General features: G+C 62.3%; 14 protein-coding genes. 13 read left to right on the top strand and 1 reads right to left on the bottom strand.

Features of this window, described 5'->3' with window-relative positions; translation table 11 throughout:
• The 3 genes from CVM50_RS14040 to CVM50_RS14030 form a co-directional block, all read left to right on the top strand.
• On the top strand, positions 1–596 hold a 596-nt coding region (locus tag CVM50_RS14040), incomplete at its 5' end, for a hypothetical protein (protein WP_100148504.1).
• Entirely contained in the window at positions 593–1,270 is a 678-nt protein-coding gene (locus CVM50_RS14035; protein ID WP_085887034.1) for a hypothetical protein, read from the top strand. The genes CVM50_RS14040 and CVM50_RS14035, both read left to right, overlap by 4 nt.
• A 105-nt stretch (positions 1,271–1,375) precedes the next feature.
• Positions 1,376–4,435 carry a transporter substrate-binding domain-containing protein gene (locus CVM50_RS14030; protein ID WP_085887033.1) on the top strand — a complete coding sequence of 1,020 codons (3,060 nt, stop codon included), beginning with the start codon at positions 1,376–1,378 and terminating at the stop codon, positions 4,433–4,435.
• A 279-nt stretch (positions 4,436–4,714) separates the two neighbouring features.
• Here CVM50_RS14030 and CVM50_RS21975 read toward each other — a convergent pair whose 3' ends face one another.
• Entirely contained in the window at positions 4,715–5,617 is a 903-nt protein-coding gene (locus tag CVM50_RS21975; protein WP_085887032.1) for a LysR substrate-binding domain-containing protein, read from the bottom strand.
• Between the two features lie 163 nt (positions 5,618–5,780).
• Here CVM50_RS21975 and CVM50_RS14020 point away from each other — a divergent pair, with 163 nt between their 5' ends.
• From CVM50_RS14020 to CVM50_RS13975, 10 genes are all read left to right on the top strand, one after another.
• A complete protein-coding gene (locus CVM50_RS14020; protein WP_085887031.1) occupies positions 5,781–7,391 on the top strand; it encodes an ABC transporter substrate-binding protein in 1,611 nt (536 codons plus the stop codon).
• Complete coding sequence (locus tag CVM50_RS14015; protein ID WP_085887030.1) at positions 7,388–8,491, top strand: NAD(P)/FAD-dependent oxidoreductase; 1,104 nt, start codon at positions 7,388–7,390, stop codon at positions 8,489–8,491. The genes CVM50_RS14020 and CVM50_RS14015 overlap by 4 nt, the downstream gene beginning before the upstream one ends.
• Positions 8,492–8,536: 45 nt before the next feature.
• On the top strand, positions 8,537–8,887 hold the full coding sequence (locus CVM50_RS14010) for a RidA family protein (RefSeq protein WP_085887029.1): 351 nt from the start codon (positions 8,537–8,539) through the stop codon (positions 8,885–8,887).
• Positions 8,888–9,012: 125 nt separating this feature from the next.
• Positions 9,013–10,020 carry an ABC transporter permease subunit gene (locus tag CVM50_RS14005; RefSeq protein WP_085887028.1) on the top strand — a complete coding sequence of 336 codons (1,008 nt, stop codon included), beginning with the start codon at positions 9,013–9,015 and terminating at the stop codon, positions 10,018–10,020.
• Positions 10,013–10,927: an ABC transporter permease subunit gene (locus CVM50_RS14000; RefSeq protein ID WP_085887027.1), complete on the top strand. Its 915-nt coding sequence runs from the start codon at positions 10,013–10,015 to the stop codon at positions 10,925–10,927. Before CVM50_RS14005 ends, CVM50_RS14000 begins: the two co-directional genes overlap by 8 nt.
• Positions 10,928–10,932: 5 nt before the next feature.
• On the top strand, positions 10,933–11,754 hold the full coding sequence (locus CVM50_RS13995) for an ABC transporter ATP-binding protein (protein ID WP_085887026.1): 822 nt from the start codon (positions 10,933–10,935) through the stop codon (positions 11,752–11,754).
• Positions 11,751–12,599: an ATP-binding cassette domain-containing protein gene (locus CVM50_RS13990; RefSeq protein ID WP_085887025.1), complete on the top strand. Its 849-nt coding sequence runs from the start codon at positions 11,751–11,753 to the stop codon at positions 12,597–12,599. The genes CVM50_RS13995 and CVM50_RS13990 overlap by 4 nt, the downstream gene beginning before the upstream one ends.
• A 13-nt stretch (positions 12,600–12,612) precedes the next feature.
• Complete coding sequence (locus CVM50_RS13985; protein WP_085887024.1) at positions 12,613–13,719, top strand: alpha-hydroxy acid oxidase; 1,107 nt, start codon at positions 12,613–12,615, stop codon at positions 13,717–13,719.
• Complete coding sequence (locus CVM50_RS13980) at positions 13,716–14,816, top strand: NAD(P)/FAD-dependent oxidoreductase (protein ID WP_085887023.1); 1,101 nt, start codon at positions 13,716–13,718, stop codon at positions 14,814–14,816. The genes CVM50_RS13985 and CVM50_RS13980 overlap by 4 nt, the downstream gene beginning before the upstream one ends.
• Before the next feature lie 566 nt (positions 14,817–15,382).
• On the top strand, positions 15,383–16,252 hold the full coding sequence (locus tag CVM50_RS13975) for a hypothetical protein (RefSeq protein ID WP_085887022.1): 870 nt from the start codon (positions 15,383–15,385) through the stop codon (positions 16,250–16,252).
• Positions 16,253–16,479: the final 227 nt, after the last annotated feature.

Raw genomic sequence — 16,479 nt, 5'->3', positions numbered from 1 at the left:
GGATCGAGCAGGATCAGGATCACGAGACGAAGCGGGACCGGGTGCGCCGGCTGTTGCTGGGACCGCTGGAGGGGATCGGCTTCCGCTTCCCGAAGACGATGGACCCGGAGGAGGGCCGCAAGCGGCTGGACCGTCTGGCGGATGAACTGTCCTACATGAGCGACGCCAACCTGCGGCGGCTCTTCGAGGCGATGCGCTCGAAGGGCGAGGGGAGGGCGCGGGACTTCTGGCCCAGCCACGCGGCCTTCGTGGCCCTGGCGCAGGTGGCGCAGCCCCGTCCGCTGGAGGAGATGCCGGGCCTCGCCTCCTGGTTCGGCAGTGCAGCTGGCAGAGCGGCCCTGGCCGAGGGGCGCCTGGTCGAGGAATACCGCTGGTGGCTGGCGAAGCACCGCCCGCCGCTGAACCCGCAGGAACGCCGGATCATCGCGGACCGGGCAGGAGCGGCACAGTCGAAGGTCGCCCGCCTGCGTGAGCGTATCGGCCTGCGCCTGCCGGTGGATGCCACGGACCGGGAGTGGCTCCACGCTTATGAGACGCACCAGGAGGCCGCGCGTGAACTGGTGCGCAGAGGGCAGGCACAGGGAGAGGCAGCATGACCATGGCGCTCCGACACAGGCCCCGGGGCCTGAGCAGCGCGTCCCCGCGTGAAGTCAGCATCCTGCAGCTCCTCGACTGGGCGTTTCAGAAGGAGAAGATCCGCATCGACTTCGACCAGGGCGCCAACGAACGACCGCAAGGCGCGCTGAAGGGCTATGGCATGGAACACATCCTGATGCGGCAGGCGGAGCTCGGCTGTCGCGTGCAGGGCGGTGGCACCTCGGAGCCGCATCCCGACGCGGATGCGGTGGCCGATGCCTTGGCGCAGCTGCCCGAAGGCGTTGGTGGCCGGCGCATGGCGCTGGTCATCGCGGATCTCTGCCGCGCGGGCGAAACCCTGGGCTGGGGCTCGGATCTCGCGCCGCAGGTCCAGCCGGTGGACTGGAAGCAAACGAAGCACGGGCGGTTCGCCGTCACCGAGGCCTGCGGCAAGGCGCGCTACACGAGTCGGGGCAAGGTCCGCGAGGTGGACCTGCGCTGCTGCCCGATCACGATCGAGAACCACCCCCGCGACCAGGCGCGGGCGCGGCGGGACTACCTGCTGTGGTGGGCGGCGCTCATGACCCTGCGCAATCATTTCCGCATCTATGGAGGGCTGACGGCGCACCAGGTCACCGAGGCGCTGCCGCCGATGAAGCCATGGGAGGGGGAGAGAGCTGCGAAATTGCCCTAACGACGCCATAGACAAGAGTGTGCTGTAGATGCGATGGTGGCTAAGTGCCTGTCAAAAAAATAAAAAATGACGGCGCTTGTCTTCACTGAGTTAGGTAGCTCTTAGATGTCGCAGAATGCAAAGCTTCTCTCCCTTACAATACGCATGCTCGCTATCTCTGCAGCTTTCGTAATGTTTAGTCCAACGGGCAAGGCACAGACTGTCGATACTCTCGTTGTTCCGTGGACCGAGTGGCCGGGTTCCTATGAGCTCGATGAGCGTGGTCGCCTCACAGGATTTTATGCAGAACTGGCTCGTTCTATTGCGAAGGAGGCCGGATACAGTATTCGTTTTGTAGAGTATGCAACTGCGCAATCAGCACTGGTCGCACAGAGGACTGGCGTTAGCGACATTTTAGCAGGCGTTATGCGCAGTCCATCGTTAGCAGGAAATGATTTTTCAGAACCGGTCGGACGCACTTCAGTCTACCTGTTTGTACGAGAAGAGGATGGTAGCCCGTCTTCTGTCGGACAGATGGTGGGGGCAACAATAGGAGTTATCTCAGAGACTTCGGGTAGTCGATATGGAAGATTAAACGGGCACGCTGCAGAAGTCATAGAGTTCCCAGATGCCCGTTTGGCTTTTGGGGCTCTCATTCTTGGCCGGGTGGATGGTGTGGTTACAACGTATAATTTGGCTGCCGATTTGCTTGAAGATACTAAGCTAGACTATCGTGTACGACGTGTAAGCCCTCCCTTAGCGAAAGCCGACATGCATGTCGCTATTTCGCCTTTGTCAAAAATCAGTTTGGACGACGTCAATGGCGCTATTGAAAGGTTGCAGCAAGCAGGGAAGATAGATGAACTGATCTCGTCCTGGAATATTGAGCCTCCGGCGCCTGCGCCTTCAGTTTTAACAGTTGGTGTAGCTGATTTTCCACCATATCAATTCGTTGAAGCGGGCGGGGAGTTCACTGGCTTCGGCGTAGAGGCTCTTCGAGAATTAGCGCGTAGAGCGAATCTAAGTATCGACTTTAAGAAGATAACCCTCGAGGAATGGGCGCTCGGACCCAACTCAGGGATTTATGACATCTTGCCTCCCTTGAGCGTGACGGATGCGCGAAGCTCGCACATGCAGTTCGGCCTCTCCTTGCAAGAGTCTTCTTACTCCATCTTCGTTCTGAGCGAGAAACAAGGGGTCAACGATTTAGATGACCTGGTTGCCGCACGCGTCGGTCTCGTTGGGACGAATTGGGCCTACCAGTCGGTGGATGAAGAGAAGCTCGGAGAAAGGATAGTTTTTGATGACCCACGTTCGATGGCAGGTGCATTGGTAAGGGGCGAAGTGGAAGCTGTGCTATATGAGACGTCTGCTTTCTCTGAGATTTTGAGCGAGTTGGGTTTAGAGCGAGATGTGCAAAAGGTTGAGCCGCCTTTCGGAACTTCTCGACGTGCAATCGCATTCAGAGACGGTCTCGCGACTGTTCGAGAAAAAATAAACTCTGTGACTCCGGGATATCTATCTTCGGATGAGTATCAAAAGCTTAAATCAGATTGGCTGGGAGCCCCTCATTTTTGGACGCCTGATCGTGTTAGGTTTTTTGTGTTTGTTTCGGCTTTGCTTGTCGTTCTCGTCTTGGTGTCTCTTTTGTTTGTTCTCGGTGTTGGGCGCAGGAACGCGAGGCGGGCGAGTAAGCGATCAGATGATCTGAATTCGAGATTGACTGCAATTTTGGAAACTGCAAGTTGCGGCGTCCTAGCTATCAATCGGGATGGAGCTATTGCGGAGGCAAACTCTAGCGCGATGAAGATTCTCGGGATAAATGCGGATGAGGTCGAATGGCCTTTGGCTTGGCCTAGTTCAGTTAAGTTTTTGGACCCCAAAGAGGGGGGAGCACTAGATTTCTCTGCAAGCCCAATAAATCGCGCTAGAGCTGGGGTCTTGCTTCGCGCTGAAAGAGTTGTTCTGCAGTCTTCAGGGGCCGAAGATCTAGTCCACGTTAACGTTTCCAGTACTCCAGTTCACTCAAGGTTGAGGACAGAACTCTCGGCGGTTGTTGTCCTTGACGATGTGACTGAGCAAGAGTTGGCTAGAATTAATGAACAGCGAGCTACTAGGCTTGACGCACTTGGGCAGCTTACGGGGGGTATTGCGCATGATTTCAATAATATTCTCGGAACTGTTGATTACTCTATTGCCTTAATTGAGCGGGGCGCGACGGACGAGCAAAAGAGATTTATTCATGTATGTTCTCTTGCCGTCCGTAGAGGGTCTGAACTTACCCGGCGACTTTTAACCTTTGCGAGAGAGTCTGTCGGGGTCGTCAAAACTGTCCAGGTTTCTTCCGCATTCGAAGACCTGAAGGCTTTGGTTAGGCCTGCGGTCGAATCTTCGATCGACGTATTGTTCTCGGCTGGGATCAAAAATACTGCTTTGCGCTGTGATCCGTCACAGTTTGAAAATGTTATTCTTAACCTTTGCTTGAACTCTCGAAACGCTATTATCGAGTCGGGAGTCGGTACCACAATCTCTGTAACTGCTGATTTCAAGGATGGTCAAGTAGCCATTGTGGTGGCTGACGATGGGCCTGGTATGAGCAAGTCTGTGCTGTCCAAGGCTGTGAACCCCTTTTTCTCCACTAGAAAAAATGTTGGGGGTACGGGGCTTGGTTTGGCCATGGCGCAAGGGTTCACTGAACAGATCGGCGGCCGCATGGAGATCGATAGTAGTGTGGGCGTTGGCACGAGCGTTCAGCTGTTTCTTCCTGCGTTTATCTCTGACGCCGATCCGGAAGGGGAAACTGGCCCTGAAATTACTTTTGGGTCCGGTCAGAGTGTGTTGTTGGTTGAGGATCAAGATAGTTTGCGAGAGGTTGCCGCCGGTGTGTTGAAGGGGTTGGGCTACAATGTCTTTCAGGCTCACAATGGTGAAAGTGCTTTGAGTGAGATTCGTTCAGGTTTAAAGGTTGATCTTCTTTTGACGGATATAGTTATGCCGGGCGAAATAGGTGGTTATGAGCTTGCAGACATTGTGCGCAAGATGGTTCCAAGTATTGGAGTTTTGTATATGTCTGGGTACACAGGTGATGAAGCGACGCACTACCCTCTCTACGGTGAGAGAATTGGCAAGCCATGCTCGCCTGGGGAGTTGTCGCAGGCCGTGGCGAGAGCGCTCTCTGCTAGTTAGATGCTCGATGAGGTGCCGTTCTTCTTTCCATGTGACCTGTGGCGAGAAGTTGATCAGTGAGACCTTTAGGTGCCCATACCCGGGGGTACTCTGAAAATCTGGGTCAAATGCTCCTGACCGGTGAGGGGACCGCCGTTTTCGTGCGCGGCTAATTGGAGAAAAAAGCCCACTCGGTAGAGTTCGGATCGGGGCCATGAGGTCTTAAAGCGGGGTCTGATCTGCGTGTCTGACAGAAGGCCGCAATGAAGTTTCGGTGCCGCTGCCTTGCGTCGGCAGGCTCTACTCTGCCTGGTCAACATCATACCGCTTGAGATGCTCGCGCAGGACCTCGACCACACGCTCGGTGGCTTGCGAAGGCGGGCGCGAGGCGGGCAGCAGGATCCAGACATTCATCGTCGTCAGCGGGACCACCGGGCGGCGCACCAGCTTGTCCTCCTCATAGCCCAGACCGACGAAGGGAGGGAGGATCGACACGCCGGCGCCCCCGGCGACAAAGTCGCAGGCGGTTTCCGACATCGGCACCTCGACGATTGACCGCTTCTGTACCCCGCGCAACTGGAAAGCGCGGTCGATGGTCATGATCGAACAGTCATCCCGCGCCAGGCCGATGAAGGGCTCATCCTTCAGGTCTTCCACTCGGATCAGTCGTTTCTCTGCCAGCGGGTGCCCCGCCGGCAGGGCGCAGACCATGGCGAAGCGCATCGCCAGCTCCGACGTAACGTTCGGATGCTCGAAAGGCTGCACCGACAGGCCAATGTCGATCTGCTGCCCCTCGACCAGTTCCGCGACCCTGGGACTGGAATGGCTGGCGATCGAGATGTGCATTTTCGACTGGTTCGCCATCAGCGGGCCCAAGGCATGCGCCAGAAAACGGGCAGAGAGAGCGGGGGGCGCTGCAATTGTCACCTCCCCCCACTCTCGATCGCGCACCGCGCGAGCAAGCTTCTGGATGCGGTCCGTCCCGGAGAAAAGCCGTGACACCTCGGAGGCCAAAAGCTGCGCATCAGACGTCGGCAACATCCGACCACCACTGCGCGTGAACAACCGAAAGCCGCAGCTTTCCGAGAATGATTTCAATAGCTTGCTGACGGCGGGCTGGGAAATGCCCAAACGTTCGCCAGCCAGGGTTACGGAGCCCGTCTCCATGACCGCGTGGAAGGCTTCGAGCTGTCTGATGTTCACGGAAGGGGCCTCCGGCAATGAGAGCGATATGAGATTTAGTTATGATGTGACGACAAATAGGGATTTGACAATCATGTTATGCGTCGGCTCGCATGGCGTCATCCGGAAATCTCCCCACAGCAAGCCAAGGCTGCCCGAAAAAGCGATACAGGAAGGTACTGAAATGAATAAATTCGCATATCTCTGCGGGGCGGCGGCGCTGGCGCTGTCGGCGCCCGCCGTCCAGGCTCAGGTCCTGACCGTCTGTCTGGAAGGCGCCCCCGAGACCTTCAATCCAGAGCTGACCAGCAACGGCACCACCGCCTATGTGCTTGGCCAGATCTACGACGGCCTGGTGTCGGTCGAAAGGGGCGGTTCGGAGATCGAGCCTGCCCTGGCCGAAAGCTGGGAGGTCTCTGAAGACGGGCTGACCTACACCTTTGCCCTGCGGCAGGATGTAGCCTGGCAGTCGAACGATTCCTTCACGCCCTCGCGCCCCTTTAATGCCGATGATGTCGTTTTCACCTTCCACAGGATGATGGACAGCGAAGACCCGTTCTATGAGGTCTCGGGCGGCAACTATCCGACGTTCAACGCGAAACTGGCGGACAACTTGGCCTCGGTCGAGAAGGTGGATGACTACACCGTCGCCTTCACCCTGAACAAGCCGATGGCCGCCTTCATCGGCACGGTGGCGCATGGATCGCTCGGCATGACCTCTGCGGAATATGCCAAGGCGATGATGGACGCGGGCACGCCCGAACAGCTGGACCTGGCGCCCATCGGGACCGGTCCGTTCCAGCTTCAGGCCTATCAAACCGACGCCATGGTGCGCCTGTTGCCCTTCGCAGGCACCTGGGGCGCGGAGATGGGCGACGACCTGCGGACGCCGATGGTCGATGCGGTGGTCATGGCGATTTCGGGCGACGCGACCGTGCGCCTGCAGCGTGCCTTGGCGGGCGAATGCCTGATCGGCCTCTACCCAAACCTGGCCGACAAGGAGACGATCGAGGCCTCCGACACGGTCGAGGCCGTGCAGACGCCGGTGCCCTCGACCGGGATGCTGCACTTCAACTTCGCCGAGGAGCCGTTCCAAGATCAACGGGTGCGCCAGGCCCTGGCCCAGGCCATCGACATGGAGAACTTCGTCGAGGTGATCTATTCCGGCATGGGCCATCTAACCGGCGCCGTAGTGCCGCCCGCGCTGTGGGGCACCGCCTCGGACATCGGCCCGTGGGAGTATGATCCCGAAGAGGCCAAGCGCCTGCTGGCCGAGGCTGGCTACGAGGATGGGTTCGAGACCGAGGTCTGGGCAATTCCAGTGTCGCGTCCCTACATGCCCAACGGACGCCGCGCGGCAGAGATCGTTCAGGCCGACTGGGCCGAGGTGGGCGTGGACGTGTCCATCGTGACCTACGAATGGGCAGAATACATCCAGCGCGCCCGCGCTGGCGAGGCCAAGGTGGGCATGTTCGGCGGCATCTACGACTTCCCTGATCCCAGCCAGATTCCCAACAACTACCTGACCTGCGAGCCCGACGGTTCCACCGCCCCGTCCAACATCGGGGACTGGTGCGACGACCGCTTCAATGAGGTGATGACCGAAGCCGGATCGATCACCGACCAGGAGGAGCGGATCGCGCTTTACCATGAGGCGCAGCAGATCGTGCATGACGAGGTGCCGGTCATCGTGCTGGGCGGGGCCGATACCATCACCGCAGTCAATACCTCGGTGCAGGGTTATGTGCCCGCCGTCTTCGGCTCGTCCCGTCTGTCGGGGGTGACCGTCGAATGAAAGTGACAGTGATTGGTGCCGGGATCCTCGGCGCCAGCACGGCCTATCACCTGGCCCTTTCGGGCCACGAAGTGACCGTGATCGACCAAGAGCACCAGGGCAAGGCGACCCTGGCGGGGGCTGGCATTGTCTGCCCCTGGGCCACCAAGGCGGATGAACCGGAGTGGTACAAGATGTATGCCGCAGGTGCGGCCTACTATGATGCGCTGGTCAGCGACCTGGCGGCGCGCGGCGAAAGCGATGTGGGCTACCGCAAGGTGGGCGCGCTGGTGACCGCCGAGGATCCGGCGGAGTACGACGCTGCCGGGGAACGGCTGGCGCTGCGCACCGCCGACGCCCCCGAAAGCGGTGGCTTTGAGGAAATCAGCGCGGCCGAGGCCCAGCAGAAGTTCCCGCCGATCAACCCCGCCTACAAGGCTTTCTGGGTGCCCGGTGGCGCACGGGTGAATGCCCGCCAGCTGGCCCCGGCCATGGTCCGCGCGGCGGTGGCCCTGGGCGCCACCTTCCGCAGCGACTACGCCACGCTGGAGCTGGAGGGCGCCAGGGCCCGGGTTCTGGACGGGCAGGGGAAAGAGATCCCGTCGGACCAGATCGTGGTCACTGCGGGGGCCTGGGCGAGCCAGATCCTGGCGCCTCTCGGGCTGGACCATCCGGTAAAGCCGCAGCGCGGTCAGATCCTGCACTTCGGCATGAAGGGCGCGGATACCTCGCGTTGGTCTGTGCTGCTGCCCATGGCCAGCCACTACCTGTTGGCCTTCGACGACAGCCGCGTCGTGGTCGGCGCCACCCGCGAGGACGGCAAGGGTTTCGACTACCGCGTGACCTGCGAGGGGCAGCACGAGGTCCTGACCGCCGCTCTGCGCTACGCGCCGGGCCTGGCAGATTCGACCCTGCTGGAAACCCGCATCGGCTTCCGGCCCGCCCCGCCCGAGTTCCGCCCCATCCTCGGCCCCGTCCCGGGGATCGAGGGGCTGATCCTGGGCAATGGCCTGGGCGCTGCCGGCCTGACCATCGGCCCCTTTGCCGGCCGTCAGCTGGCGCGCATCGCCACCGGCGAGGCCCCCGAAGTGACTCTAGATCCCTACGCCCCCGCCGCTTGAGCGGGGGAGCAAGACCAACGCAAGACCAACAAACGGACAGACCAAATGATCCAACGCCACAACCCCCGCCCGCATCTGCACGGCGCCTCGGTCCACAACGGGGTGATCTATTGCTCGGGGCACGCCGCCACCAACCTTGACCTCGACATGAAGGGCCAGACCGAAGAGATCTGCGCCAAGCTCGACACCCTGCTGGCCGAGCTGGGCTCGGACAAGTCGAAGATCCTTCAGGCCCGCGTCTATCTGTCGGACATGACCGCCAAGGCCCAGATGAACGAGGCTTGGATGGAATGGATCGACGCCGCCGACATGCCCTCGCGCGCCGCCATCGGTGGCTGCGACCTGGGCGATCCGAAGCGCCTGGTCGAGATCGTGGTCACCGCCGCTGTCGGCTGATCGCGCCCCGGTAAAGATCCCGCGCGGCCCATCTCCCCACGCAGCCGCGCTGACTTCCGGGCCGCTTCGCCCTTCGTGGCGGCCCGGATCTGTCCCCCCCTACGCCTTGCCCGAAAGGACGCCCCTTGTTCCGTTACCTCCTCGGAAAGCTCGCGGTTCTGATCCCGACCTTCTTCGGGATCACCATCGTCGCTTTCGGGTTCGTCCGTGTCCTGCCCGGCGATCCGATCATGCTGATGGCCGGCGAACGCGGCCTGACGCCGGAGCGCCATGCGCAACTGATGGCGCAATACGGCTTCGACCGCCCGCTGTGGCAGCAGTACCTGTCCTACCTCGGCGATCTCTTCCAGGGCGACCTTGGCACCTCGCTGGTGACGCACCGCCCCGTCGCCGAGGATTTCCTGACCTTCTTTCCTGCCACGATGGAGCTGGGCCTTTGCGCCATGATCCTTGCGGTCTGCATCGGCCTGCCCCTGGGGGTGCTTGCGGCGGTGAAACGCGGCAGCTGGTTCGAGCAGATCTCGATGTCGGCGGCCTTGGTGGGCTATTCGATGCCGATCTTCTGGTGGGGCCTGCTGATGATCATCCTCTTCTCCGGCACCCTGGGGTGGACGCCGGTCTCGGGGCGGATCTCGCTGATGTACTACTTCCCGCAGGTCACCGGTTTCATGCTGATCGACAGCCTGCTGTCGGGGCAGGCAGGCGCCTTCCGCTCGGCCGTGCTGCACCTGATCCTGCCCTCGGTGGTGCTGGCCACCATTCCGGCGGCCGTCATCGCGCGCCAGTCGCGCTCGGCCATGCTGGAGGTGCTGTCGGAGGATTTCGTGCGCACCGCCAAGGCCAAGGGCCTGGGGCCCGCGTTGGTCGTCGGGCGTCACGCGCTGCGCAATGCGCTGATCCCCGTGGTCACCGTGATCGGCCTTCAGGTCGGATCGCTTATGGCCGGGGCCATCCTGACCGAGACGATCTTTTCCTGGCCGGGCATCGGCAAGTGGATCGTCGATTCCATTTCCAAGCGTGACTACCCGGTGGTGCAGGGCGGCCTTCTGGTTATCGCCGCCGTGGTGATGATCGTGAACCTGATCGTGGACCTGCTTTATGCCGTCATCAACCCGAGGATCCGACATGGCTGATCCCGCGACCCTGGCCCCCGCGGCTGAGCCCGAGCGGGGCACCACCCGCGATGCCCTGCGCGCCTTCTGGGCTGACTTCCGGCGCAACCGTGGCGCCGTGATCGGCCTGGCGGTGATTGCCCTGCTGGTGCTGGTGGCCCTGCTGGCCCCGCTTCTGGCCCCCCATGATCCGACGCAGCAATTCCGCGACGCCCTGCTGATGCCGCCCGCCTGGAAGCCCGAGGGGCAGGGGGCCTATCTGCTGGGCACCGACGCCCTGGGCCGCGACATCCTTTCGCGGCTGATCTTCGGGGCGCGCTATTCGCTGCTGATCGGGTTGATGGTGGTGACCATCGCCCTGACCGGCGGGATCACCATCGGCGTGATTTCGGGCTATTTCGGCGGCTGGGTGGATACGGTGATCATGCGGATCATGGACGTGATCCTGGCCTTCCCCTCGCTGCTGCTGGCGCTGGTGCTGGTGGCAATCCTGGGTCCGGGGCTGACCAATGCGATGGTGGCCATCGCGCTGGTGCTCCAGCCGCATTTCGCCCGTCTGGCACGGGCCAGCGTGATGAACGAGAAAACCCGCGAATACGTGGTGGCCGCCCGCATCGCCGGGGCCTCGAACCTGCGGCTGATGCTGCGCACCATCCTGCCCAACTGCCTGGCGCCGCTGATCGTGCAGGGCACGCTGTCCTTCTCGACCGCGATCCTGGATGCCGCCGCCCTTGGCTTCCTTGGCCTTGGCGCACAGCCGCCAACGCCCGAGTGGGGCACCATGCTGGCCGATGCGCGCGAGTTCATCCTGCGTGCGCCCTGGGTGGTGACCTTCCCGGGGCTGGCGATCCTGACCACCGTGCTGGCGATCAACCTGTGTGGCGACGGCCTCCGGGATGCGCTCGACCCGCGACTGAAAAGGGGCTGAGAGAGATGACGACGTTACTCGAAATTCGCAATCTCACCGTCACTTTCGAGACTTCCAACGGACCGCTGACTGCGGTCTCGGGGATCGATCTGCACGTGGATGCGGGCGAGGTGCTGGCCATCGTCGGCGAAAGCGGTTCTGGCAAATCTGTGGCCATGCTTGCGGTGATGGGCCTGCTGCCCGACACTGCCACGGTCGCCGCCGACATGATCCGCTTCGACGGCACCGATCTGCTGGCCCTGTCGCCGAAGGAGCGGCGCCGCATCATCGGGCGCGATATCGCCATGATATTTCAGGAGCCCATTGCCTCGCTCAACCCGGCCTTCACCGTGGGCCTGCAAATCGGCGAGGTCCTGAAAAAGCATCAGGGCATGAACCGCGCAGCGCGCCGGGCCCGCACCCTGACCCTGCTGGAGGCCGTTGGCCTGCCCGACCCGGTGGGCAAGCTGCGCGCCTATCCGCACCAGATGTCGGGCGGCCAGTGCCAGCGGGTCATGATCGCCATGGCCATCGCCTGTGCGCCGAAATTGCTGATCGCGGATGAGCCAACGACCGCGCTCGACGTGACGATCCAGAAACAGATCCTCGATCTACTGGTCGAGTTGCAGGAGGCCTCCGGCATGGGGCTGATCATGATCACCCACGACATGGGCGTGGTGGCCGAAACCGCCGATCGGGTTATCGTCCAGTACCAGGGGGTGAAGCGGGAAGAGGCCGACGTGCTGTCGCTATTTGAGACGCCGCGGGACAGCTACACCCGCGCGCTGCTGTCGGCGCTGCCCGACCGGGCGGCGGGCGGCCCGTTGTCGGGGGTGGTGGTCTCATGAGCCGTTTCGTGCTGGAGGCCAAGGGCCTCATCCGTGACTATCCAGGGCGCGGCGGGCTGCTGCGCAAGGCGGACCCAGTGCGGGCGCTGAAGGGGGTCCACCTGGCGTTGGAGCAGGGCACCACCCTGTCGGTGGTGGGCGAGTCGGGCTGCGGCAAGTCCACCCTGGCGCGCATCTTGACCCTGATCGACCCGGCCACGGCGGGCGAGCTACTCATCGACGGCCAGGCGGTGGACATCGCCCGCCACCGCCCCTCGGCAGAGGTGCGGCGCAAGGTGCGCATCGTTTTCCAGAACCCCTATGGCTCGCTTAACCCGCGCCAGAAGGTGGGCGATGCCCTGGGAGAGGAGCTGCTGCTGAACACCGGTCTGTCGGCCGAAGAACGGCGCAACAAGGTGGGCGACATGTTGGAGCGGGTGGGCCTGCAGCGGGCTCATGCGGGGCGATACCCGCACATGTTCTCGGGCGGACAGCGCCAGCGGATCGCCATCGCGCGCGCCCTGATGGTCAACCCGCGGATCCTGATCCTAGACGAGCCGGTCTCGGCGCTGGACTTGTCGGTGCAGGCCAAGGTGCTGAACCTGCTTGCTGATCTGCAACGCGAGTTCGCGCTGTCCTACATCTTCATCAGCCACGACCTGTCGGTCGTGCAGCGGATCTCGGACCAGGTAATGGTGATGCAGGCGGGCGAGGTGGTGGAGCGCGGTTCCCGCGACGCGGTCTTCGACGCGCCCTCGCACCCCTATACGCGTCAACTGCTGGCCGCGACGCCCTCCACCGATACCGAGGCCATCCGTGCCCGGCTCGGACGCCGCGCCGCCCTGCGCGCAGAACAGACCCTCTGAAAAGGAGCCCCATATGCTGGACGACGACAAGGACGTGCGCCGCGATGACCGCTACGCCACGACACAGAAATATGCCTCCCTACGGGGGATCCGGGCGACGGCGCGGAAGAACCTGTCGGACATGGTGTGGAACTACATGCACTGCGGCACCGGCGACGAGGTGACGGCGCGGGCCAATGTGGCGGCCTTCGACGACTACCTTTTCGAGGCGCCGCTGTTTGCCGGTGTGGCGAACCCCGACACCTCGACACGGGTGCTGGGCCATGATCTGTCCTTTCCGGCCTTCACCGCGCCCTTCGGCGGCGGTGAGACGCTGTTCCACCCGGACGGCATGTGCGCCGTGGGCCGGGCCGCCCATGCGGCCGGCATCAAGCAGTTCGTACCCGTGGCCGCTGGCCATTCGCTGGAAGAGGTGCGCGCGGCCTCTCCCGCGGCGCTGGTGTTCCAACTGACCTTCGTGGGCGAAGAGGCCCAGGTGATCGACATGATGCACCGCGCCAAGGACGCCGGGTACGAGTACATCTGCGTCACCTATTCCCCGATCCGCCAGTGGCGCGAACGGATGATGGAGGATCGCTTCTCCATGCCCGGCGCGGGCAAGCCCGCCAACTTCGGCCCCGACACCTCTGATCCGGCGATGTTGCAGGAACTGCTGGATTTCACCCGGCCGCGCTGGAGCTGGGACCAAGCGGCGCGGGTCATCGCGGCCTCGCCGCTGCCCTGCATCATCAAGGGCGTGACCTGCCGGGCCGATGCCACGGCGGCGCTGAAGGCCGGCGCGCAGGGCCTTTACGTGTCGAACTACGGTGGCCGTACGATCGACCGGGAACCGGCCTCGATTTCCACCCTGGCCGATGTCCGGGATGAGGCGGGTCCCGATGTGACTGTGGTCTTTGACAGCGGTATCCGGCGCGGGTCCGACATCGCCACGGCGCTGGCCCTTGGCGCCGATGCGGTGCTGCTGGGAAGAACCTGTGCCTTGGGGCTGGCCGCCGATGGCGAGGCGGGGGTGCAGCGCGTCCTCGACCTTCTGCGGGACGAGTTCTGGACTACCTTGGGCCATCTGGGATGTTCCTCGGTCTCTGATCTGTCGCCCGCCGTCTTCCGGTCGCGCCTATGAAGATCGCAGTTCTGGGCGCCGGTGCCATCGGTGCCAACATCGCCCATCGTCTGGCGGTGCGCGGCGCCGAGGTGGTGCTGATCGACGGGCAGGCCCCGGCGGCGGGCACCAGTGGTGCGTCCTTTTCCTGGCTGTCGTCCTTTCCTCAGCTCTCTTGGGCCGAGGATCCCGGACGCCGCGCATTGCGCCTTTCGGTCAACCGCCATTTCGACCGCCTGGCGGAGGAACTGGGCGGCGACTGGCTTGACTGGTGCGGCACGTTGACGGTCGAAAGCGCGGTGCCTGCCTTCGACGGGGCGGTGGCGCGCTCGACTGAGGCCGGGGCGCAGATCGAGGTCCTCGACTCCGGGGACTTGGCGCGGATCGAGCCGCATCTGCGGCTGGCCGAGGGGGAGAGGGTGGCCTTCGAGCTGCGCTCCGGCTGGGTGGATGCGCCCGCAATGATCGAGCAGCTGATCCGGGTCTTCCGCCTGTCGGGGGGCACCTTGCAGATAGGCCAGCCGGTGACCGCGCTGCGCCGCGCGGGCGCGCGCGTCATCGGGGTCACCCTGGGAGACGGCACGCAGATTGACGCGGACCTGGTGGTCAATGCCGCCGGCGCCTCCGCAACGCATATCGCGGCCATGGCTGAGCTGTCGATCCCGATGGAACTGGTGCCAGGCATGATGCTCTATGCTGGAGCCGGGGCAACCGCTCTGCCGCGCCACGTTATCAATGGCGACCGTTGGCTACTGCGCCCGGACCGGCGCGAGGGCGTGGCGATCCACTGGCGCGGCGAGCGGCTGACGGCAGTTCATGGCAACAACGGCGCTGATGGTCCCGCGATGCTAGCCGACGTTGCCCACTCGGTCCCAGCTCTTGTAGGGCAGCAATCAATGCGGGAACGGATCGGCATCCGAGCCATCCCCTTCGGCGGGCCAGTGATCGGTTCGCTGCCGTGGATCTCAGGGTACTACAGCGCGGTCTCTCACGGGGGGATTGGCTGGGGACCGATTTGGGCGGATCTGGCCGCACTGGAGATCCTGGACGGGACACTCGCGCCGGAGTTGTCAGGCTTGAGGCCAACGCGTTTCTACATGGATGTGCCCGAGCGGTAAGAGTCCGCCATGAGCCTATATCTTCGGGTTGCGAGCTGTCATTCGCTGCGGCCTGAACGAGCGGTAGTGAGGCGCGGGTAGCGAACGCCGCATCGGGGTTAGGCAGGGCCGCAGGACCGGTCGCCATCGGCCTGGAGCCGACCTTGGCGCAAAGTGCAGCGAATGGCTGATGCCAGCCCATCCGTGACATTCGTGCAAGACGCAGCATGTTGTCAGGCGCCGACATGAAGGGCGGAGAGCGGTCGTTCGCTGCGCATGTCACGAACGGCAGCAGTGCGTAGGGGAGCGGCCACCCGCACGCTTTCTCCGGCCGCGCGCCCAAGCACGTCCAGCCCAAGTCGACATCTTGGGTACCGTCTTGGTTCTACAGTCGCAGCCACGTTGCGGTCATCCTCCGCAAGCGAAGTAGTTGGATCTTGGAGAGTTGCCATGACAGCGGTGCTGCTACTGCTACGGATTGGATCAAGGCTTGAGGTCCAGCGTGACCGAAACGTGTCCCGAAGGCACTTGATGGTGCGGACAGTGGAGGCATAGTGTTGATAAAATGAAATTCTGAGGGACGATCATTGCTCGCCAACCTGCTCGACTTCTATAATCAATACCCCGACATTTTACTCTATTTGAAGGGTGTCGAACGGACTTCTTTATCCCCGGATCTTCTGAAGTCCCTTGAGTTTCACGGTCAGAGGCAACGTGAAATCCTAGATGCCGCACAGGTCTTTCAGATTGATGAGCGCGCGGAGCTGATGCTGCGAAAGCTCTCTGCCCAAATGCAACGGGACGGACTGGATAGCATGTTCAGTAGCGTTCGCCTGCCGTTCCCGGCGATGTTGTTGACGATCCCGGAACCAAAGATTGGTGAGTGGCCAATTGCATTGATCACCCAGGATGACGATACGCTCTATACCCAGATCTATCTTGCGAACAACCGTGGCTTGTTCCCGAACCTACTAGTCTTTGCGTCGAGGGGCGCATCGGTAGATGTGTTGCACTCACCGACCTTCAATCTGTCTCGGGCCATTGGAGATGGGGTCACAGAGGATGCCGCCCTCAAGCAGGAGAAATCTCTTTGTTTTGACTTCTTGGCAATCGCGGTCGGCATGTCGATTTTGTTCGAACACAAGGCGATGCTCGAAAGAGATGAGGTCTCCATCTACCCCCGAGCCGAAAGACGAAGAGCTCAGAAGTCTGGGCGAACACTCCCCAATAGGTCCATAATCAAAGTCAAACTGGGTGACCTAGGTAAACGTCAGCTTGAAGCAACTAACGACGAGAGCAAGGTAAATGAAGGAGGCAGCTCCAAACGTAGAGCCCACTGGGTGCAGGGTCATTTTATGCGCAACCGAGCTGGTGGCATCAGTTGGAGGAATCCGCACATCAGAGGTGCTGGTGCCCTTATTGAGCAAGAGCGGCACATCTCTACCTACGAGGAATAATGTGACATATTCAGCCGAAGGTGATGCGGGGTCGAATGCTGCGGTCCCAAGCTGCCGTTCGCGCAAAGCCACAGCGGATGACCAGTCCCAGCCCTTCCATGACATTCTCGCCAGGCCCGACACGAAGGGCAGAGAGCTGTCGTTCGCTGCGCATGCGAGCCCTTGGCCGTCCAGGGCGGAGAGCGGCCGTTCGCCGCACTTGTCGTGAACGGCTAAGTTGCGTGGGC

The sequence above is a fragment of the Pseudooceanicola marinus genome, assembly GCF_002786295.1.
Lineage (GTDB): Bacteria > Pseudomonadota > Alphaproteobacteria > Rhodobacterales > Rhodobacteraceae > Pseudooceanicola > Pseudooceanicola marinus.
This window is presented reverse-complemented; position numbering and strand designations above follow the sequence as displayed.